The organism is Robbsia andropogonis, from assembly GCF_000970345.1.
Taxonomy (GTDB): Bacteria; Pseudomonadota; Gammaproteobacteria; order Burkholderiales; family Burkholderiaceae; genus Robbsia; species Robbsia andropogonis.
The window spans coordinates 1-21,003 of sequence record NZ_LAQU01000015.1 but is presented as its reverse complement, the minus strand read 5'-3'; the positions used below and the strand labels follow the sequence as shown (position 1 = coordinate 21,003).

Annotated in this window: 18 protein-coding genes and 6 pseudogenes; 13 read left to right on the top strand and 11 right to left on the bottom strand. The window is 55.6% G+C overall.

Features of this window, described 5'->3' with window-relative positions:
- The first annotated feature begins 12 nt into the window (after positions 1-12).
- Positions 13-1,362: a type VI secretion system protein TssA gene (gene tssA, locus WM40_RS14760; RefSeq protein ID WP_046153236.1), complete on the top strand. Its 1,350-nt coding sequence runs from the start codon at positions 13-15 to the stop codon at positions 1,360-1,362.
- Positions 1,363-1,467: 105 nt separating this feature from the next.
- Here the strand turns inward: tssA and WM40_RS14755 are convergent, their stop codons facing one another.
- Complete coding sequence (locus WM40_RS14755) at positions 1,468-2,433, bottom strand: stealth family protein (protein WP_046153235.1); 966 nt, start codon at positions 2,431-2,433, stop codon at positions 1,468-1,470.
- Between the two features lie 554 nt (positions 2,434-2,987).
- Between WM40_RS14755 and WM40_RS14750 the strand changes: the two genes are divergently transcribed.
- Positions 2,988-3,947 carry an alpha/beta hydrolase gene (locus tag WM40_RS14750; protein ID WP_236693526.1) on the top strand — a complete coding sequence of 320 codons (960 nt, stop codon included), beginning with the start codon at positions 2,988-2,990 and terminating at the stop codon, positions 3,945-3,947.
- A gap of 183 nt (positions 3,948-4,130) precedes the next feature.
- Here the strand turns inward: WM40_RS14750 and WM40_RS14745 are convergent, their stop codons facing one another.
- Positions 4,131-5,186, bottom strand: coding sequence for a methyl-accepting chemotaxis protein (locus WM40_RS14745; protein WP_024903356.1), 1,056 nt, complete (start codon positions 5,184-5,186; stop codon positions 4,131-4,133).
- A 602-nt stretch (positions 5,187-5,788) separates the two neighbouring features.
- Here WM40_RS14745 and WM40_RS32510 point away from each other — a divergent pair.
- A pseudogene (locus WM40_RS32510) lies at positions 5,789-6,166 on the top strand (tetrahydrodipicolinate N-succinyltransferase N-terminal domain-containing protein); the annotation flags it as partial.
- A 12-nt stretch (positions 6,167-6,178) separates the two neighbouring features.
- Positions 6,179-6,688, top strand: coding sequence for a DapH/DapD/GlmU-related protein (locus tag WM40_RS32505; RefSeq protein WP_366520204.1), 510 nt, complete (start codon positions 6,179-6,181; stop codon positions 6,686-6,688).
- 458 nt (positions 6,689-7,146) lie between these two features.
- On the opposite strand, the gene WM40_RS14735 is transcribed toward WM40_RS32505, so the two are convergent.
- On the bottom strand, positions 7,147-8,025 hold the full coding sequence (locus WM40_RS14735) for a helix-turn-helix transcriptional regulator (RefSeq protein WP_046153234.1): 879 nt from the start codon (positions 8,023-8,025) through the stop codon (positions 7,147-7,149).
- A gap of 98 nt (positions 8,026-8,123) precedes the next feature.
- Here WM40_RS14735 and WM40_RS14730 point away from each other — a divergent pair, with 98 nt between their 5' ends.
- A complete protein-coding gene (locus WM40_RS14730) occupies positions 8,124-9,014 on the top strand; it encodes an SDR family oxidoreductase (RefSeq protein WP_024903359.1) in 891 nt (296 codons plus the stop codon).
- 182 nt (positions 9,015-9,196) lie between these two features.
- Here the strand turns inward: WM40_RS14730 and WM40_RS30165 are convergent, their stop codons facing one another.
- Complete coding sequence (locus WM40_RS30165) at positions 9,197-9,358, bottom strand: hypothetical protein (RefSeq protein ID WP_157685007.1); 162 nt, start codon at positions 9,356-9,358, stop codon at positions 9,197-9,199.
- A gap of 393 nt (positions 9,359-9,751) precedes the next feature.
- Here WM40_RS30165 and WM40_RS14725 point away from each other — a divergent pair, with 393 nt between their 5' ends.
- The 4 genes from WM40_RS14725 (at position 9,752) to WM40_RS14710 (ending at position 14,784) form a co-directional block, all read left to right on the top strand.
- Entirely contained in the window at positions 9,752-11,098 is a 1,347-nt protein-coding gene (locus WM40_RS14725) for an MFS transporter (protein ID WP_081764903.1), read from the top strand.
- A gap of 23 nt (positions 11,099-11,121) precedes the next feature.
- On the top strand, positions 11,122-12,396 hold the full coding sequence (locus tag WM40_RS14720) for an enolase C-terminal domain-like protein (protein WP_236693525.1): 1,275 nt from the start codon (positions 11,122-11,124) through the stop codon (positions 12,394-12,396).
- Between the two features lie 82 nt (positions 12,397-12,478).
- On the top strand, positions 12,479-13,654 hold the full coding sequence (locus WM40_RS14715) for a porin (protein WP_024903362.1): 1,176 nt from the start codon (positions 12,479-12,481) through the stop codon (positions 13,652-13,654).
- A 101-nt stretch (positions 13,655-13,755) separates the two neighbouring features.
- On the top strand, positions 13,756-14,784 hold the full coding sequence (locus WM40_RS14710) for a hypothetical protein (RefSeq protein WP_036009588.1): 1,029 nt from the start codon (positions 13,756-13,758) through the stop codon (positions 14,782-14,784).
- Positions 14,785-14,803: 19 nt separating this feature from the next.
- On the opposite strand, the pseudogene WM40_RS14705 reads toward WM40_RS14710, so the two are convergent.
- The 5 genes and pseudogenes from WM40_RS14705 to WM40_RS32105 all read right to left on the bottom strand — a co-directional run.
- Positions 14,804-15,100 (bottom strand): annotated as a pseudogene (locus WM40_RS14705) (integrase core domain-containing protein); the annotation flags it as partial.
- A gap of 28 nt (positions 15,101-15,128) precedes the next feature.
- Positions 15,129-15,305 (bottom strand): annotated as a pseudogene (locus WM40_RS29580) (transposase); the annotation flags it as partial.
- Between the two features lie 48 nt (positions 15,306-15,353).
- Positions 15,354-15,845, bottom strand: coding sequence for a hypothetical protein (locus WM40_RS14700; RefSeq protein ID WP_157685809.1), 492 nt, complete (start codon positions 15,843-15,845; stop codon positions 15,354-15,356).
- 202 nt (positions 15,846-16,047) lie between these two features.
- A pseudogene (locus WM40_RS32755) lies at positions 16,048-16,270 on the bottom strand (IS6 family transposase); the annotation flags it as partial.
- A complete protein-coding gene (locus WM40_RS32105) occupies positions 16,269-16,937 on the bottom strand; it encodes an integrase core domain-containing protein (RefSeq protein ID WP_082102776.1) in 669 nt (222 codons plus the stop codon). The pseudogene WM40_RS32755 and the gene WM40_RS32105, both read right to left, overlap by 2 nt.
- A 349-nt stretch (positions 16,938-17,286) precedes the next feature.
- Between WM40_RS32105 and WM40_RS31465 the strand changes: the two genes are divergently transcribed.
- The 4 genes and pseudogenes from WM40_RS31465 to xopB all read left to right on the top strand — a co-directional run bounded on the left by WM40_RS31465 (position 17,287) and on the right by xopB (position 20,238).
- Positions 17,287-17,469 carry a hypothetical protein gene (locus WM40_RS31465; protein WP_157685807.1) on the top strand — a complete coding sequence of 61 codons (183 nt, stop codon included), beginning with the start codon at positions 17,287-17,289 and terminating at the stop codon, positions 17,467-17,469.
- A gap of 169 nt (positions 17,470-17,638) precedes the next feature.
- Positions 17,639-18,023 (top strand): annotated as a pseudogene (locus tag WM40_RS14690) (DDE-type integrase/transposase/recombinase); the annotation flags it as partial.
- A gap of 244 nt (positions 18,024-18,267) precedes the next feature.
- Entirely contained in the window at positions 18,268-18,486 is a 219-nt protein-coding gene (locus tag WM40_RS30155) for a hypothetical protein (RefSeq protein WP_157685806.1), read from the top strand.
- A gap of 24 nt (positions 18,487-18,510) precedes the next feature.
- A complete protein-coding gene (gene xopB, locus WM40_RS14685; protein WP_082102804.1) occupies positions 18,511-20,238 on the top strand; it encodes a XopB/HopD1 family type III secretion system effector in 1,728 nt (575 codons plus the stop codon).
- A 137-nt stretch (positions 20,239-20,375) separates the two neighbouring features.
- On the opposite strand, the pseudogene WM40_RS14680 reads toward xopB, so the two are convergent.
- Both WM40_RS14680 and WM40_RS28805 read right to left on the bottom strand, forming a co-directional pair.
- Positions 20,376-20,710, bottom strand: a pseudogene (locus tag WM40_RS14680) (DDE-type integrase/transposase/recombinase); the annotation flags it as partial.
- Between the two features lie 132 nt (positions 20,711-20,842).
- Positions 20,843-21,003, bottom strand: a 161-nt coding sequence (locus WM40_RS28805) for a transposase domain-containing protein (protein WP_162199079.1), incomplete at its 5' end; no start/stop codon positions are given.

Genomic DNA, 21,003 nt, shown 5'->3' with positions numbered 1-21,003 from the left:
AACGAAAACATCATGAGCGATCACGCCACCGCGTTGCCGTCGACACCCGATTACACGCTTCCCGCGCCGCTGGCGGCCACTCTTGCCGGCGTGTGTCAGCCATTGCCTGAAGCACAACAGGCAGCACAGGGATCCGGTGGTGCGTCGCTTCGCTACTCACAGACATACCAGACCATCCGCGTGGCGCGCGAGGAGGACGATCCGACATTGCCACGCGGGGAATGGACCCGACCGTTGAAACGCGCCGACTGGCCACGGGTGATCGCATTGTGCGAAGCTGCGCTGCGGACCGAATCAAGGGATTTTCAATTGGCCGGCTGGCTTAGCGAAGCCTGGTCCCGCTATCATGGCATCGATGGCGTCTGCGCGGGACTGATGCTTTTCGAGGCCATGATCGAGCAGGATTGGGCTCATGGTCATCCGTCGATCAGAGAGGGAGAACTGGACGCGCGCCTCGGCGTGTTCACGTGGTTACGCGACACCTTGGCCGCTTCCGTGACGCGCTATCTTCCGTTGCTGGAAATGGAGGAGCGCGTGATAACGCTGGACGATTGGCAACGTCTGCTGATGACCCCGCCGAACCGACCACGCCAACCCGTACGTGACATCGACTTCGACGACGACGGCCACATCGAGCATGATGACGGCAGTGACCCCGATGACGGACCACCGCCGCTTCGCCGTGAAGCCTTGATCGATTTCGCGCGAGGCGAGGTGCTGCTTCGGCTGGAACGACTGCGCGCGTCCTGCGGTGTGGCGCTGGCGTTGTTGCCGAGCATGATCGGCAAGCTTGACCTGGCCGCGGGGCAGGATACGCCAAGTTTCGAGCGGGTCGCGGTGGCGTTGTCGGGGCTGCAACGCGCGGCTATCAGCCTGATTGCAGGTCGCATACCGGAAGGTGCCCCACACGTCGTTGCCCCGGTAAGTCAGCGCGTTGGGACCGGCAAAGACGGCGACGCGGACACATTTACAGATGCCGAGGGTCATCCACTGGCGACGGCCATGTCAACACACTTGGCGCCGATTGATGCGGAGCGGTTCCATGCCATCCCCGACCCCACGGGGTACGCCGACACGGGCACAGCGCCACCCGAGCAAAGCTCGGAGGCGATGGCACCGACGTCGGTCATGTTGCATACGCCCTCCGGGCCGGTCATCGTTCACGACCGGCGACACGCCTACCAATTGATCGAAGCGCTTGCCAACTATCTCATCGAACGAGAGCCGCACAGTCCCACACCCTATCTGCTGATGCGCGGCGCCTCATGGGGCAATATGTCGCTACTGGAACTGATGCAGGATATCTCGCAGGAAGACGGCGACATGCAGCGCTATTTCGCCGCGGTTGGGGTGAAACTATAGCGACGTCTCGGCTACCCACCATACCTATACCGCAAACGCACGCATCGCCTCGGCCGCGGAACAGCAACATCGGTGACGGGTCAGACGAGACCCGATACCCTACGGTCAATGCCGCTCGTAAAGCGAGGGCGTTGGCAGTACATGCTGTAACACGTCCGCAACGCGTGTCAGACGGGGGTCATTGTCCGGTGCATTGTCGCAAGTGTCATTGATGCAGAAGAATGGCAAGTCGCCAAAGCGGGCGCATAATATTTGCCAAGACCGCTCCGCATCAATATCGCCGGAACTGATGTAGAGCGTGTCTCGTTCAATGCGATGACCAAGGCCAATGTGGCACATCCAACGCGGCAACAACTCAGTGATTACGGGCGGCACGCGCCAGTCCCTGAATGTGGTGGCGCGCACTGCATCAAATACATCTCGCGCGATGACTTCGAAGTCATAGAGAATTGATCGGCACAAGGCGCGCGGCGCATGCGCGAATAAACGCGCGTCCTGAACATAGTCACTATAGCGAGATTTCAGCCATTGCCCGGCCATGATCGCGCCATTTACAGGTGCGAGGTGCTCGGGCTGCAACGTCATGCCATCATTGATCCGGGCCAGGTCGCACGGAAGCGCCGGGAAAGGATCGAACCAGTTCCGAGGCATGACGGGCGCCCCGAAGAAAACATCGTCGTTCAAGTAGATAAACTGCTCCGACAGGCCCGGTATTCGATGAACATACGATTCAATATTGCCGGAATCGAAGACCGGCAACCGACCCGCAGGTATTAACGTCGCGTGATCGACCACGAAGATATCTCGGGCAGGCAATAACCAATGCGGTACCTGACGATCCGTGACGATAAAAATGTTTCCATGATCAGGGAAGAAACGTGACAGCGCTCGCAAATTGTACCGAAGCTCGCCGTTGTCGCGATATCGGCCAGCGACGTTTCCATAAGGCGCATGATGCGTCGTATCGGATGGCATCGCCGTTTGCTGCGCAAGAAACGCATCATGTCGTTTATGCTGCCAGGCAGCGTCGCGTCCATCTACCCACAAATAGACAATATCTATTTTCGGCATAATTGGTTGAAATCCATATGGGCGCAAAAACCAAGGCGCCGCGTTCCCTGAAAGCAAGCGATCACTGCGAAATATAAGATAGCCCGGGTAACGGCCGTGCGAACGCACGAAGCAATGTCCAATGGAACGCACGCCGTTGCAGTCGGGTCGTCGAGACATTGATTCATCGTGTCGACATGACAGCACGGCGCGTTATCCGGGCCGAATGCGACAGGGTGTCCTGGCTACGAGTCATTCAAGAATTTACGCCGGACGATCGCGCGGATGATCGCGGCTCGACTGGCATCACGCAGATACTGGCGGTGAATGAAGTGGAGAGATAAGGACGTATCTTCATAACGTCACAACATTTTCTTTACTCAAGTGCAATTTAATGTCGTTTGCCATTCCTTTGCGAAGAGGCGATATTTTGTCTCGTTCGCATCGGAGCTTATGTATATCTCTTCAGGCTTCAATTGCATAAAGTGATGAAAAATCCAAGCTCGACACCGCGCAACATCAAATCCAACAGATCGTTCGGCTTCACCGAAATACGTTATTGAAGAGGAATGTATATGCTGCAGAAATGGCGTTTCATGAAACAAGTGAGCATCGCCTTGGGACTGCTGGTGATAGGAGAAAGCGTGCAAGCCAAGCCGATGATATGGCAGGCAGCTAAGGGGATTGCGGAAATTGCAGTATGGCCTGGAGCCGTGCCCGGTGCACAGCCCACACCGGGTCCTGAAGACGTTTCAATCAGTGCACGAGACATAGGGCGCAAGCCCTATACCGAGGTTACCAACGTGACGAACCCAACGATCTCTGTTTATCCGCCGAAAGGAAACGCAACGGGAGCAGCGGTCGTCGTGATTCCTGGAGGAGGATTCCAAGCCCTTGCCATTGATCTGGAGGGCACCGAGGTCTGTGATTGGCTCACAGTAAAAGGTATTACATGTGTGCTACTGAAGTATCGCGTTCCCAGCGCGCCTTATGTTTGGCAATGTGATTGTCGCCTGCAAAATCGATCGATATCGGCACCATCGTTGCAGGACCTGCAGCGGACGATGAGGATGGTGCGCTATCATGCAGAGCAGTGGCATATCGATCCGCACAAGATCGGCGTCCTGGGGTTCTCGGCGGGCGGCTATCTCGTGGCGGAAATCAGCACACTATTCGACCGCCAGTTATATCCAAAGGTGGATGACGCCGACGATGAAAGTGCACGGCCGGATTTCGCCATGCCAATCTATCCTGGACACCTGGCAAATGCCGATGGCACGCTCAACGCGAATATCCCCGTGTCCAGTCAGACGCCTCCAACGTTTTTGGCGCAAGCAGAAGACGACTATGTGGATGGCGTGCAGCAGTCGCTGACTTATTATATTGCGCTGTCGAAGGTACACGTGCCGGCCGAAATGCATTTATACGCGCAAGGTGGCCATGCGTTCGGGCTGCGACGAACAGCACTGCCAATCACGGGATGGCCTGCACAGGCTGACGTGTGGTTGCATACGATTGGCATCCTTGCGAACTAAGCGGCGCGACGCAAACCGCTAGTTTGCAGAGATCTGGTGCATCCCCCGATTCAGACGAGACATACTCGCCATGAAACCGCGCCTGACAACCAGGCACGTCATACATGCTCGCCCGAATTTATCAGTTCAATGACTGATGCTGTGATGATGCGGCTCCATCGCGAGCCGTATGGGCAACACAAATCACCCATCAACAGAATGTGGCCTTTGCTCGATCACCCCGAACCACCCCATTCCCCGATAGCTTTCATAACCAGGCGTCAGTGCATATCCCACGAACGCCCCTTCGGCTGTGCGATAGCCACCCGTATTCGTACTCCGAACTTGTAATGCATATCGCTTCGCATCCTGAACCGTCTGTATCGAGTCGGCAATGATACGGCCGGTGGCATCGACAATCATGCACCTTGTGCGGGCGCGTTCCTCGTTATTCAACCGCACGTTATCAAGCACCGCCGATGCCTGCTTCGTCCAATCGAAAAAAACCGCAAGGACACCAGTGATCTTACCGTTGCTTGCCCCCCCTTCCCTAATCGAGGTCGCGTATGTCGCCGCTTGTGCTCCGTCCAGGCCTGCGACCACGTCCACGTTGGCGGTGGCATATTCTTCGCCCGAGCGAGTACGCAGCGCGGCTTCGAACCACTCCAGGCCCTTGGCATTGACCACTCCCGCGACCGGAAACTTTGCTGGACGCCCATTCGCGAGAACTCGGCCTTCAAGGTCTAGCATCCAGATGTCGAGATACACTGTATAGCTATCGAGTATCACCGACATCCGCTTGGACGCATAAGCAGCAGCATCAGCGCCCTTCACCACTCCATCAACGATCGCCGCATCGGTCGCCCACCAACGGACGTCGCATGAGCGCTCGTAAAGATTACGATCAATCACGTCGATCATGTTCAGTGCAAGATCGGTGAGGCGCTGAACCTGCTGTCGCTCCAGTTCCGCGACCATCGCTTCACTGATTGTCGAGAGTTCAGCGCCCAACTCGCCGGTGAGCTGCCCGATCCGGCGGGAAACGTCTTTCACCTGGTTCGCCACGACTGCAAAGCCGCGGCCAGCTTCCCCTGCGCGTGCCGCCTCGATCAGGGCATTGATCGCAAGATAGGTCGCCTCGCGATTGATCAGATCGATTTCGTCGATCTTGTTCCTCGATATCCTGCGAACTGCCGTCGTCAACTCCGCGATAACAGTACCTTTCGGTGATTGAGCGTCATTTCTTGATATTGTGGCCATGGTCTATTTTTAGAATTTTCTCGTTCCACCAGCTGCGATGTGCTACTTGTCCTGCAGTACTACTCAAATTAACGGACTGTCTGTTGAACATTTGAGTACAGCGCGAAAGTGCTTTCGGGAAAAGGGGCGTATGGCGTGGCCTGACGGCAACTGCGTCGGGCATCCAACCGCGCCTGAGTTGAGTGCATTGCGCTGTTACGAAAACCGCGTTTGCGAAACGGCAACCCGCTACTGCCGTTTCGTGACTGACCCAAACCGAAAAAGATTCGCCTTGCTTAGAATTATCGGAAAGAATTACCCGGTCAAGTGAAATGATGCAAAAGGTCGTTTTTTGGCAGATGTACTTCTAATTTTGCGTTTTACATGCACTAATCTGTTGGAAATTGTCACATCTGGCGCATCCGTCGATTGAGAATTATCGGAAAGAATTACAGATTGGGAAACCCAGACAGCAACGCACAAAGCAACCATGGCACTAGCACAAGAATCAATGAGCTAAGCCAGTCAGCCATCTTCCCTAAAACACGTTCGGGTTATGATCACCCAATCCGGCGTTTGGACTTTAACAGTTCCTACCCATTTGGCATAAGAACGGAGTCTTCATGGTTATTCAACGAAAGGGCCACCGCTATAAAGATGCGAAAACCAGCAGAACCATCGACGTCTGGTTTCCACCCTTTGGGATCGAACAGCGTCGAGGTTGTCTTGCCGAGAAGGTCGGGTTGATCTCAAGCGATATAACCACCGTCGTGATTGAATCCCTTGACGCACCGCCAGTTTCTACGGAAGACGCCTACTTACGCTTGCACCTGCTCTCCGAAAGATCTGTCAAACCTAACGAAGTCAACCTCGATGGAATCTTTGCGTTGTTGCCAAACGTCGCATGGACATCGGCTGGGCCCGTACTTCCAAGCGCTGTAGGCGAATTACGCACGCGGGTCGCCGCAGAATACCACCACCTCACTGTCACATCCGTCGATAAATTCCCTCGGATGACAGATTATGTCGTACCTGATGGCGTGCGGATTGCCGACGCAGACCGCGTGAGGCTCGGAGCACACTTGGCGATCGGTACGACTGTCATGCATGAAGGCTTCGTCAATTTCAACGCGGGTACGCTTGGAGAATCCATGGTTGAAGGTCGTGTAACGCCAGGCGTAGTCATCGGAAAAAACGCGGATATCGGCGCTGGCGCCTCCATCATGGGGACCTTGTCAGGAGGCGGAAAAACTAAAAATGCAGTTGGCGAGCGAAGCCTGCTTGGAGCGAATGCCGGTATCGGTATTTCACTCGGTGACGAATGTATCGTCGAAGCGGGTCTATACGTCACCGCCGGTACAAAGGTCAAGATGCCAGATGGTAGCGTAGTCGCGGCAAAACAGTTGTCTGGCCGACCAGGGCTCTTGTTCCGTCGAAATAGCCAAACGGGGACAGTCGAGGCATTTCCAACGAATGCCGCGCAATGGGGAGGGCTGAACGTGAACCTGCACAGCAACGACTGAATGTCAGGTGCGCCGTTCTTTTTGATGGTTTGATGTCAGACACCCACGACAAAGCCTGGAAGTACATCACATCAAATCTAATAGCCCGGGGCTGAGAAGCTTGCAACGGGCACAGTGCCAAGAAGATGCATCCGATGGCCTTCTGCATTTACAGATTGCACGAGACTGCAATGCCAGCTTCGAACCGATTCTAATACCCAAGCACAAGCGCCGTTTTATGGGTATCGAGCGGCGCCACACGGAGGTCCGCTAATCGCGGATCATCCGCTATTCACCGTTCGTTCCTTAAAAGGCTGCTAGGTGGAAGGAGAGGCGTTGGCAAAGATACTCTACGCAACCACCGCAGCCGTTGACAATGCTACTGCGAGCAGCTGAATTTGGTCGGACAACGGTCGTCGGGTCACAAACTTCAGGAAAACAAGCTGAAGGTTACTCGACGGCCCTGAACCGTGTCGAAATCATTCAACTGAGATGCTATTTTCGGCAATATCGTAGGTTACAAGGTCACGTCGATGTAACGCGGCGAGCGCCCTGATTCGTTGGGCAACTCCATTGTCGAGCGGCGTATAGACAATCAAGCCCAGGTCCGGTCTACCGTCAACGGAAAATGCTGAGTACTCCAATTCGACCTGCCCCAGCGTGGGATGCTGAAGTCGCTTGATGCTGTCTCCTTCGCTCTGGTTAAGTATCTCGTTGTCCTGCCATAGTGCGTCAAACTCCGCGCTCAGGCCGCGCAATTCCGCAACCAGCTTGCCGACCTCGGACGCGAGACCGGCGCGAGCCACATCTGCTCTGAAGGCACCGACCACGACACGGGCAACGCTCTCCCAGTCGTGCTGCTTCGCGCGAACGGCGGGATTGCGGAACAAGAATTGAAGAATATTGCGCTGACCGGGCGGCAAGGTCCCGTAATCCGTCAGCACCACCGCGGCAGCACGGTTCCAGGCTACGACATCCCAGGTAGCAGTCTTGATGATCGCCGGGCTGGCGTCAAACGAATCGAGCAGCCGCTGCAACCTGGGATTGACAGTACTAACAGGGTTGTACCGCACCTCGGGTGGTCGCCCAAGCCCTAGCATGAAAAGATGCTCGCGCTCGGCAAGCGTCAGCATAAGGGCACCGGAGATCCGATCCAGCACTTCCGCCGAAGGTGCGCCGCCCCGCCCCTGCTCAAGCCATGTGTACCACGTCGGGCTGATATTCGCGCGCTGAGCAACTTCTTCACGGCGAAGCCCGGGCGTTCGCCTGCGCCCAGTCAATCCAAGGCTCTTAGGATCAAGGCGCGTACGGCGGTTTCTCAGAAAAGCGCCAAGCGAGTCGGGGGTGTTGATTGGCATAGTGAACCTGTTAGTCACTTTACTATGATGAAATCACTACTTTAACGGGATAGCAAACAATCGGATAGTAGACGCCTGACGACCAAGGAGGCTTCACCATGCGGATTTTCCTCACAGGGGCAACTGGTTTCATCGGTTCGGCACTCGTCCCCGAACTCATTCAGGCCGGTCATCAGGTGATTGGTTTGACGCGCTCGGACGCGGGCGCGCGAGCGCTCATCGACGCGGGAGCCGAGCCGCATCGCGGCACGCTCGAGGAGCCGGAAAGCTTGCGCAGCGGGGCCGCAAAGGCAGACGGCATTATTCACGTGGCGTTCGACCACGATTTCAGCCGGTTCGCCGAGAATTGCGAAAAGGACAGGCGTGCGATCACCGCCCTCGGCGCCGCACTCGCGGGTTCCGATAGACCGCTGATCATCACGTCAGGGACCGGCATGGGCAGCGGCCAGCACGGCGAACCCGCGACCGAAGACGTCTTCAATCCCGGTCACCCCAATCCACGTATTGTCTCCGAGCTGACGGGACAGGCACTGCTGCAAGAGGGTATCAACGTATCAGTGGTACGGCTACCGCAAGTTCACAATCCTTTCAAGCAAGGCCTTATTTCCCCGCTTATCGACGTGGCGCGTGAAAAAGGCGTTGTCGCCTATGTGGGTGCCGGAAGCAACCGCTGGCCAGCTGGCCACCTATCCGACGTCGCGCGTCTTTACCGACTGGCCGTGGAGGCAGCTGAACCGGGCGCACGTTATCACGCGGTCGGCGAAGAAGGCATCACCAGTCGCGAAATCGCCGAAGCGCTGGGTAGAGGCCTCGAATTACCGACCGCGTCGATTGCCCCGGAGGAAGCCTCATCGCATTTCGGATGGATGGGAATGTTTGTCGGGATGGATATGCCCGCTTCGAGCGCATGGACACAAGCGCGGTTGAATTGGCACCCGACAGGACCAACACTGATTGCAGATCTCGAAGAAGCGCGGTACAGCATATAAACGTCGCTACTTTCAGTTAGCGTCGCACGACGTCTTCCCTGTCAATCGCGCTCCAGAAACCGGGTTGGTAACCAAGCACGATTCACAATCTTGTACCGCCGTCCCTGCTGCTTTGCCAATTACACGGTCACGCTCGGCCATCTAAGCCTCGTCGGAGAAAAACATTATAAAAGCCGTCGTCGCTATTCCAGATGCGCGAGCATATCGGGCACTTTCCAGCCCAGCCCGCTGAAATGGTCGTGGAGCATGCAGCACTGCTGCGCGCAATTGCGGTAGTCATACATTATCTCTTCGCCGCTGCAGAAGGCAAGTGCAATGTCGGCTTGATCATCATAGCCATTCATTAGCAGCGCTTTGTACGCTTTCGCGTTTCCCCGTCATCGCCTCGCCTGCTATTCGTTGCCAACGCGTCCAGAGGCTAACTTCATTTCTGTGACACGAACGTGACAACGCTAAATAAACACCAGGAAGGATATCGGCATGGCAATGGCGGCGTGTTGTCTTGCATGAGCGAAACCAACTTAATTTGGTACGACGTTTTCTAGTCCTATAAAAATCCCCTATAGATAAGTTGTCGTACCAGTTGAAAATAAGGTCATTCGTGAAAAGGAACAACATACTTTTTGCAAAATAAATTCATAATACAAGCCATTATTTAGGGTTAGCCTTAATACGACAACCACAGCCTATAGTAAAACTAAGTGATACCATGACTGACGTCACGGCTCAACAAGGTGATGCTCGTTTCTCCAGCTTCCCAACGTACAGCCTCCCGAGTCGAACCGCGTTTCTTGGCTCGTAGAAAAACATGCACGGAGACAGAAGCAGTGAAAGTCAAAGGCCTCAGGTGGTGGATGATCTCCCTCGTCATGCTTGGCACGATAGCCAATTACCTGTCGAGATTTTCGTTTAGCGTCGCCGCCCCTTCGTTTATGAAGGATCTGCATGTGACAACCGAGCAGTACGGATATGCAGTCAGCGCATTTCAATTCGCTTACGCCGGCACTCAGATGTTCACGGGTTACTTGCTAGACGTGATCGGGCTAAAAGTGGGTCTCGCGATTTTTGCCATTGCCTGGTCGCTTGTGAATATGAGCCACGGGCTCGCGGGTTCATGGAACGCGCTGCTTGCGGGACGGGCGGGCATGGGAGTTACCGAATCGTGCATGATTTCCGCAGGCATGAAGACAGTCAGTAACTGGTTCCCCGCGCGAGAAAGAGGAATCGCCGCTGGCATATTCAATATCGGTACATCTCTTGGCGCGATGATCGCCCCGCCTCTTATCGTGTGGGCAATCCTCCGCTATGACTGGCGATATGCGTTCTACCTGTCGGGCGCTGTGGGCCTGGCATGGGCGTTAATTTGGTGTTTCTTTTATAACGATCCGCAGCACAATCGTTTTGTGACACCCGATGAACTGGCGTTGCTGCGCGAAGACGCTGCTCGCGAGGCCCCTGCCGAGCGCAAGGCCAGCTTCCGGATAATCCTGAACAGCCGAAACTTCTGGGCGATGGCACTCGCGCGGTTTCTTGCAGACCCGGCATGGGCGACCATGACTTTTTTCCTGCCACTTTTCATGGTCAAGGTTCATCACTTGGACATGAAACAGATGGCGATGCTCGCGTGGCTACCGTTTCTCGCCGCTGACTTCGGTGCCATTGCCGGCGGTGTGATTGGCAGACTGGCCATGCGTTGGTTCAAGGTGGACGTCATTGATTCCAAGCGCATCGCGGTTACCGTCGGCGCATTAATCATGCCCTGCATGAGCACGATTGGCTTCCTGGCCAGCCCTTATCTCGTCGCGGCTGCGTTCTGCGTAGGTGGTTTCTGTCATCAACTTATTTCAACCACGGTCATCTCTCTGTCGACCGATTTGTTCTCGCGCAATGAAGTGGGTACGGCAACGGGTATGGCGGGTACCGTCGGTGGCGTTGGCTCGACTGCATTCCTCTTGTTGATGGGAGGACTCGTCACATCAGTCGGCTATACCCCATTCTTTTTTGTACTCGGACTTTTCGACTTGGGCGGCATGCTGATCCTGTGGCTGCTGTTAAAAAAAACTGACCGATCCGGTCGCTACTAAGCACACTCATCCGGAGATCAATGATGTTGCAAATCGCATCCATCAAAGTTACGCCAATCGCTTTTAAGGACCCCCCGCTGCTTAACGCCGCCGGGATTCACGAGCCGTTCGCCCTTCGCTCGATTATCGAAATCGAAACCCGCGGCGGTGCGATCGGCTTGGGTGAAACCTACGGCGATCTGCCGTTCGTACAAATGCTGGAACAGATGGCCGCGCGTTTGCACGGCCACGCCGTTACGGATCTGAACGGACTGCGAGCGCTCGCTCAAAAGGTTGCCGATGCGGCGCTGCAGGGCTATCCCGATCCTAAGCGCCCACCTCCCGGCAGCGATCCGGCCCGCGCGGTAGCAAAGCTCTATGGGGCATTCGAAGTGGCTTTTCTCGACGCCCATGCCCGGCATCTTGGCATTCCACTATGTGAACTGCTAGGTGGCGCGGTCCGTCGTGAAGTACCGTACTCCGCTTATCTTTTCTTCAAATATGCGCAGCATGCGGATTGCCCTTACGAGCCGGACTCGTGGGGCGCCGCGCTCGAACCCGCACAAGTGGTGGCACAGGCTCGCCGGATGATCGATCAATACGGTTTCCGCAGCATCAAACTGAAGGCGGGGGCGCTTCCAGTTGAACGTGAAGCTGAAACGCTACGTGCCCTGCACGCCGCATTTCCCGGCTACCCTTTACGCATCGATCCGAACGGGAACTGGTCACTCGCAACCGCGCATCGACTTGGCGCCGAACTGGGAAATATTCTCGAGTATTTCGAGGACCCCGCGCCAACACTTGAAGACATGTCAACGCTGCACCGCGATACCGGTCTGCTTCTCGCGACAAACATGGTCGTATGTGACTTCAATGCATTCCGGCGCAACCTCACGCTCAACGGCGTTCAGGTGATCCTCTCCGATCATCACTATTGGGGCGGATTGCGTGACACACAGCTTCTTGCACGCATGTGTGAGCTACACGGCATTGGCCTCTCAATGCATTCAAATTCGCACCTGGGCATCAGCTTGATGGCAATGACCCATCTCGGCGCGGCCATCCCGCAAATCAACTACGACTGCGACACGCATTATCCGTGGCAGGAAGAGGAGATCATCGCCGGTGGAAAAATTCCGATCGTGGACGGCAAGGTATCCGTCACAAATTCTCCCGGCCTCGGCGTCACTATCGATCAGGATGCGCTAGCCCAGTTGCACGCGCAATACATGAGGTGCGGTATCACTCATCGCGACGATGGAGCAGAAATGACAAAGTATCAGCCCGATTACCTACAACGTTCTCGTCCGCATTTTTAATAAATTTTTCCACCATGTTGACAAGTAGCGATTTCTCCGATGGTCCAATTTATCTCAAAAATAGATCAAATAAAGCGAAATCATGAAACTAACCCAACATCTCTTTTCAAACGGACTTGTTGTCGTTTCAGCTTTGAGCTTCGTGAGCGCCACGCATGCACAGTCGAATATCACCCTCTATGGCGTCGTTGACGACGGCCTTGCTTACGTCAGCAATCAGAACGGTTCGAAAAACATCTATCTCAATGCCGGGGTGTATGCGGGCAACCGTTGGGGACTGATGGGGACCGAAAATCTAGGCGGTGGCTACTCTGCGATCTTCCGCCTTGAACAGGGTTTTAACCTTAATACAGGCGTTGCCAATGGTTCGAACATGGCATTCCAGCGCCAGGCGTACATGGGATTGGCAAATACCGCTTCCGGCACGGTCACCGTTGGCAGGCAGTATCCGGTCTACTGGGATGTGATCGGGCCTTATACGCCGCTCAATGGCCTTACAGGCGCTACAGGAGCCCACCCTGGGGATATCGATGGTTTCGACACGGGGATCCGATACAACAACTCTGTCAAGTACATGTCTCCTAAATGGTCGGAACTCCAAGGCGGACTAATGTACGCGCTGGGCGGACAACCAGGATCTCTTACGAACGGTAGCGCATTCAGTGCAGGTCTGCATTACGACCACGGCCCGGCCGGCTTTGCCGTCGCCTACCAGCAATTAAGAAACGTTGCCGGCTCGCCGAGCTGGAATGCCGCTTCTGCATCGAGCTTTGGCATATCGTCATTGAACACTGGCTACACATCGGCCGCATCGGTCCAGTATGCGGCAATGCTGGCTCGTTACACGGCTGAGAACTGGATGGTGGGGTTGAATTACAGCAATGTGCGTTTCAAGCCTGGCAGCGCATCGCTGTTCCGCGATACGGCCGTTTTCAACACGTATGGCGCGATCGCGAGCTACACACTCTCTCCCGAGACGCTCCTCATGGTGGGTTACAGCTACACCCGCGCCAGCAGCGCGAACGGGATCACGGATGCGGCACGTTATCACCAGATTGCGCTCTCCCAGAACTACAACTTGTCCAAACGTACAACGCTTTATCTGCTCGAGACCTACCAGTTCGGTGGCGGCCAGACCCTCAACGCCGCAGGAGCAATCGTTGCGGCCACGGCGAGCGTGGGAGATTCACAAAACGCGACGCCTTCGTCGAACGGACGTCAGTTTGTGACAATGTTTGGCATCAAGAGCGCTTTCTGAGTGGATGATGGCAACGCGCACCGCACCACCACGCAGATATGAGCGGGGCGTTTTGACGCATTTGCTGTCTCCTTAAATTTGTTCCGTAAGCGAGGACAAAATTGACAAAACACTGGCAACTAAAATGGTCTCATGGCGAGTTGCTCGTGCATTCCCGCGGTGCAATGCTGGGCAGCGTTGCGCTAAGGCACGGCCATGGGTGGGTTCGTCCATTCTACGAGGCACCGTGGCTTGACGAAATCGCACCCGATGCTGGCGGGTTACTCGCTCACCTGCGCGGTGAATTTCCATGCGTGCCATTTGGCATGTCAGCCGCACCTGAAATCCTTGAGACGAGCTGGCAGGCATCGCTCACAGATTCGCCCGATAGCCTGGATGGGCTCGATTACAACGATCCGTGCTCACACGGGTACGGCTGCGTCGCCGATTGGCACCCCGTACTTATTAACGACACGACCGTTTCACTTGAAACCCGCTACCCCCAAGACTCGCCCATAATCCGTCTTATCCGCACGGTACGTGTTCTGCCTGGCGCCCCGTCGATCCACTTCACCGTTGTAATCGAAGCAAGGCGCGAGGCCAGGCTGCCAATCGGGCTGCATCCCATTCTGGCGCTGCCGGCTGCGCCTGGAGCGTTCCGAGTCGAACCTGGCGCGTTTCGCTTTGGCATGACGCACCCGGGAGGGCCAGAGCCCGGCATATCGCGCGCCATGCCTGGCCGCTTATTCAACACGCTGGAACAGGTACCACTGCGCGACGGAAGCACGGAAGCGTTCAACCGCTACCCTTTTGCGCACGATACCGAGGAGATCGTTCAACTATGTGGGGTAGATGGCCGTATAAAACTAGTTGACGAGCAGACATGCGCGACTTATTTGCTTACATGGGATGCTGCGTTACTCCCTTCGGTCCTTTTATGGATAAGCAACCGGGGAAGGAAATATGGCCCGTGGAATGGGCGTAATGTATGCCTTGGCGTGGAGCCCGTGGCCAGCGCATTCGACCTGGGTAGCCGCGCAGCGTGCGTATCCAATCCGATCAATGCTCGTGGCGTCGCTACCGCTGTTGCCTTCTCACCTAGTCGACCCTTGCGTCTCGATTATTATTTTTCCCTCGAGCATTCAGCGTAAACTGTCGTGGTCAACTAATTTAGGACACTACGATAGGTTCTTTTACAGCTGCAAGGCGTTCGTACAGAACCGGCGATTGATTTCCGAGGGCCGAGCGTAAGCGCCTGGTGTTGTAAAAACCGACGATGTACGACGCAATGTCATTCCTGGCCTCAGCATGATTCGTGTAGTCGCGCTGCCATACGCGCTCCATTTTCAGATTTAAGAAGAAGCGTTCAGCAACCGCGTTATCCCAACAATTTCCCTTGCGGCTCATGCTGCAGATAAATTTGTGACGTCGCAAAAGTGCTTGGTACAGGCCGCTTGCATATTGAGTAGATTCAACCGGTCGCCGCAACACTCGATTATTGAGCGGACTTTAGGTATTCGTCCAGCGCTTCCGCAGGTGTTTTCCAGCCTAGTGTTTTGCGCGGCCGAGTATTCAGTGCGTTAACCACGGTTTGAATTTCGTTCGCGCTCCATCGGGATAGGTTGGCGCCTTTTGGGAAGTATCGCCGTAGAAGGCCGTTCGTATTCTCATCATGCAGCGGCCACGCCGAGCGCCGGTGTGAGTTGCGCCACGGCCGCCATTACGATTTCTCGGTGTATTCGATCGGAGTCACCAGCAAGGCAGCCAGTTTTTTTTGGACATCGATCACCAGCAAGGCTTTGTTCAAGCGTGCTTGTAAACGGTCACGTTCACGGGTTACTTGAGCGAGCTGACGCGCGTCAATACGCGCCTCATAGGGCTTAGGGCCATTTTTTTTGGGAGCCAAAGCCTCAAGTCCGGGGCTCTCCCGTTGGCGACGCCATGTCCTCAAGGACAATGAATAGACGCCCTCGCGACGCATCAATGCGCCGATTTCACCAGGCATCGAGCACCGATCCGCCGCTTCCAGGATGCGCTTCTTATCGGCTGGCGAGAAGCGGCGGCGCTGCGCTCGCGGGACGACCTCCGAATGGACGCTGCTTGTGTCATCACTGGACAACGTCGGTCCTTTGGAATCAGGCGACTTGGGGGCTTCGGCCATGACGCGCTCGTGGGTATGATTGACAGGCATAAGATACCCCTCGTCGCTCACTAATTTAACAGCAAGAGGTGACGCAGGTCATATTGGCACGTAGGGATACGGCACGACCATGTTCGGCATCGTCGCGTGGGCGAAGCGGCCGGGTAAGCTTGACACGTGAAACCGTCATCTATTTACTGCGGCCATCGCTTCCCACCTTGGCATTGTCACGTTAATAAGCATAGTCTGAAAAACCGGTTGTTAGTGATGCTGCTCAGAACGAGCACGGATTTTGACCGTCGCACGTAAACTGCCGCCACGATTCGAAGCGAATGGTAAGCAAACTGCTGTTCGGCCGTGCCCAGCAGGTGTCGGTTCGGAGCAAAATGCTGTCGAATCGAACCGAAGCTCGATAGGAAACGCTGGGCTCGTCGCCGATCCCTGAAGCCGCCCATGCGGCGCTCCCACTCTCGGCTCGGAGTGACCTCCCCCCGGTTAACCGAGCACATTGACCTGGAGGTTTCCGGCTTCTAGGTGTGCAAGTGGGAACTCGCACGGCGTCAGGTTGTCCAGTGAACTATGTGGCCTGAATTCGTTGTAATACTGTCGCCACTGCTCGATCTTGTCCCGCACATCGTCCAACGACATGAACCAATGCACGTTCAGGCATTCATCCCGGAAGCTTCCATCGAACGACTCGATAAACGGATAATCCGTCGGTTTGCCCGGGCGTGAGAAGTCCAACATTACGCCGTTTTTATATGCCCAGTGATACAAGGCATGCGAGATAAATTCACTTCCGATATCTACCTGTATTGGCATTTCCCGCTTGGCGTTGATCGCTTTCAAAGCGGTGAGGTTCGATCCGCTCTTATCGATCGTCACTGTCTCGGGGTCGCCGTTTAGCGCGATTGCCCTATCGAAATATGCCTGCGCGGCAGCTTTGCCCCAGCGTGCTCGTAGCAGAAAATCAACCGTGTTGCCGGCTTTGTCGGCAGCACGGTAGAGATATTGCCACGCATCGAGCGCACGTCTCGCCCATCCTCCAACTTCTGCCGACCGTGCGTTTACACAGCCGGAACGGTTTTTCCAGTAGCGGCAACAGTCTGTGCGCCCAGCGATGAACGGTCGGATGGGGTTGACCGCAATACCAGGCTCTACCATCCTCTCTTCGAGGTGGCGCAAACTCAACGGATACGCAACCTACCAATGCACGCATAACAACATCACGTCCAGCGGATAGTGGAGCCGTTTAAACACTTTCGACATCGCCGGCGTCAGGTTTTGCTTTATCGATCGGATTGTTCGCTCGCATGCGTCAGAATACCAAACCGCCTTATCGCGCCAGAACCTTCGCATCTTGCTACATCTTTTCGCTGCTTTGAATATTATTCAATTTGCTCTGACTTATCGTGGTGCACCGCAACTGATTGTACTGCAGCCGTATGATGCTTTGGTACTGTAAAACGCTAGCTCAAGTAGCTTGTACGGAAGCTTAAATAGGGGAAAAACGATGAAAAAGAACGTTTTCTGCTGCTTGCTGATCGCGTTGACTAGCGCGATCTTTACTCAATCTTCATATGCTGGTGCCAGTGCCAATATTGGCGACTCCTCTTCAGGTGGCGACGCAGGCTACGCTGGATCAGCTTCGCGTGGTGACGGAGGGGGCGCAGCGGCGTGTATCGACTGCAACTGAGGGAGTCAAGGGGTTCTGTTGCCTCGGCGAAGGTGCTTTGGCAATAGGGTAAGCGCTACTTTCTCCCCGACTGAACGGGCATCGGAACACGCCCATTCGGGAAAGCGGGTATTAGACAGTTGAGGTGAATTACGGCGCTACGGCGCGGTGCTGTTTAGCGTAATTGAACGGCAACACGGTTGATCTTCTGCTACGAGCACGCTGGGGCAAAGCTGCCGCGCAGGTTTATTTCGAGAGAGCAATCGCGCTAAACGGCGACCCCGAGACCGTGACGATCGATAAGAGCGGATTGAATCTCGCCGCTTTGAAAGCGATCAACGCCAAGCGCAAAACACCGATCAAGATTCGCCAGCGAAAGTATTTGAACAACCTTGTCGAACAGGATCACCGGCGCGATCAAGCGGCGAACGCGGCCAATGATGGGCTTCAAGAATTTTCGCTGCGCACGCATCATCCTTGGTGGAATCGAGACCATGCCTATAATTCGCAAAGGTCAAAACGGCTGCTTTAAGGCACTCTCGCTCGCTCAGCAATTCGACTCTTTAATTTCATAAGTATTCCTACACATATAATATTTCTTACAACACTAATTTCTTATTGCGACAGAACCGTCATATCCGCTCGAACTCCGCAACAGATTGGATCACGGCGCGCTTACAACGTTTTGGTGATAGCACACCCCGTTCGGTGCGGAACACACTAGTGCGTTGCGCGTTCGGTAGAGTCGTGCCGCGTTCGCATCCGTTCAATAAGCGAGGTATTTTCAACAGTCTTACCCGTAACCCACTCTTATTTTCTATGCAAGAAATACGCAATGCTATTGCGGTGGTCGACCACGCGCCACCGATGTCCTCCATCGAGCACGGAGAGGCCTCCTCGTCGCGCGCTGGCAACACTTACCCCCGTCAGTCCCGCACTTTGGAGCGTTCGCAGTCGATGCCTGCCCCACGCGCCACTGCCAGCATCGACAACAACCGTCCACAGCAGTTGCGGCGGCTTGCATCGCTCCCCGCCTGACAGACGCAAAGTGGGCACTTGCTGGTGCAGGATACCGCCACCGTCCTACCAGTCCGCCACGGTGAGGCTCTCTACTCGGGCACCGTTTCATGGAAGAACGGGCGGCTCGTGTCGTCGGATAAGACCATTCAAAGTTTGCTAGACTATGCACTCCCGGAAGTAACGTTGGAGCAGTCGAGGCGGCTCGCCAGAATCAACGGAACGCGCGTCACGCTGCACGCCCACCCCGACACGGAAGCGGCGCTCGAAAAGTTCAAAAAGGTATTCTCGGTGGACAAGGCGAATTTCAAGCCTGCGAGCCGCCATGAAGAAGTGCACGCCAGCGGCGTAGCCAGCCGCGTCGAAGAAAAACTCAAGGCCGAAATCGATATCCCGCTGTTGCAAAAGGCCGTCGAACGGGGCAACGGCGCAAGCGGCAAATTTGCGTTCGGGCCGCACGGAACGATGTCCATGGGCGACGCGCTTTCGGTGCGCGCAGAAGCTTTTCTGGCGGCCCACGCCCCGACGGTCTCGTCCAATGACGATTTCCTCGAAGCCGAAATCGCCAGCCGCCTCCGTCAGAACCAAGACCTGAGGGTGCGTCTCGGCGCGGAAGTAATGCTGGAAACAGCCACAAAGAAGGAACCCCAACTGATTCCCCTGGCGGGCAGCCTTGGGGTGAGCGCCGGCATCGGGTCGGCATGGGAGTTGTGGGCATCGCAAAAACTCAAGGATGCGCTGTTCGGCAAGCACTTCTCGCCGGCACGCCATATCCTGCCGGCGGCCGTCGTGGATTCTGTGCCGCCGGTAGTCATCGAAACGCTCGACACCATGTTCGTCCTTACGAGCATAAATTCCGCGCGGGGTGCCAAAACCTGGCTCACGATGATCCTCCAGGCTGTTCGCAAGCAGGCACCGTGGAAGCGTAGCGAAATCATGGACGACCTGAAAGATACCGGCAAGAAAGCCAGCAAGGCGGGCGTCATCTCGTCGATCGCGGCGCTCCCGAACAACATCCTGCAGTACTGGCACGCTGGCCCGAAGCCAGTCGACATTACCGCGAGCGCCCTAGCGACAGAGGTGGCCATCGCCGGCGCCGCATCTGGTATCCCGCCTGAAGTGAAAGAGGCGCGCGAGAAGATGAGTGCGGCGCTGGTCCAGAGCATCAAGGATGGCGTGATGCCTGGACCGGATGGTGACGAAACGCCAAAAGCTTATATCACGACCGCCACGAAACACGCACTCGATATCGCTCCGGGCGATAGCGTGGCGGTCAAGACTATGGGCGTCGCCATGATTGTCGGCATGATACCGTTCCTTGCCGGCGATCGCGCGCTCAATGTTGTACCGGAATCGATGCTGCGGATTTTCCGTAGCACAGTTTTTAATCCCATCGAGGCAATAGCGTTAAACCTGCTCGTGCTCGGCTCGCGTGTCCGCATTCCGGGTCTGTTCCATTCTGACCATCAACGGCATGCGCGGGTGGTGCAGACAATTCTTGCGCGTGCAGGTCGTGACGCGCAAGCAGGACGGGACATCAGTCCCGAAGAACTGCACGCCATGCTCGCGCCGCACCATGAGTTCCTGCGTCATGTGGGCCAAGCGGTCGTCGATGGCATGAACGCTACCTTCGACGCGGTTCCGGCCATGATCCGACGTTACGCGCCAGAGTCGGTATCCGACCGCCTCGGCCTCAACGAACGGCCGTTTGGCGAACGCATTCCCTATGAGGATGTCACAGCCGAACCGTCGCAGCCACAAGAAACGGTATAGGAGTTGCCGCCACCTGCCCCTAGGGGGTAGTCCCCCCCATTATTAACGGTCTTCAAGGGTAGAGGCTAAGCTAAGATTGTCCACTTCTGTTTCGGCGGAACGTCACCAATGGCTGTATCGGGCCGCTGGTGATTTTATGACCATAGCGACTTCGTCGCATAGTCTTGCAATTGCGCGACGGTGTCGAAATGGTAATGCGCAAGCCTATCGTATCTCACGGTTTTGTTATATTGCTCGATGTAGGCATTCTGTTGAGGTTTTCCGGGTTGGATAAATTGCAGCAGGATGCCACGCTTTTCTGCCCAGTCTTTCAGTGCTTCGCTGACATAGTCTGGCCCGTGGTCGCACCGAATTTTTAAGGGTGCTCCGCGCCATTCAATGACTTGATTCAATGACTTAATTACGCGCAACGCGGGCATCGAAAAATCTACATCGATGCACAATCCTTCCGATTGAAGTCATCAATCACATCGTCTGCCTTCAGAGTAAGCGTCGACCGAAGGCATCTTGTTAGCCGCGTATTTCATGTGGCCGGGTATCGAATGGCGGCATGCCGGTAGTGCCCATTTAAAAATAAATGGGCACTTTAATAAGCCTTTTAAGCTTAGCGGGGTTTGCTGGAAGCGATGTTCCACGGCAGCAGATCGTCGATCTGATTCACCGGGTGATCAGCGATACGCGTTAGCACTTCGCGCAGATACGTCTCTGGCTCGATCCCGTTGAGTTTGGCCGTACCGATTAGGCTGTACATGGCGGCCGCACGTT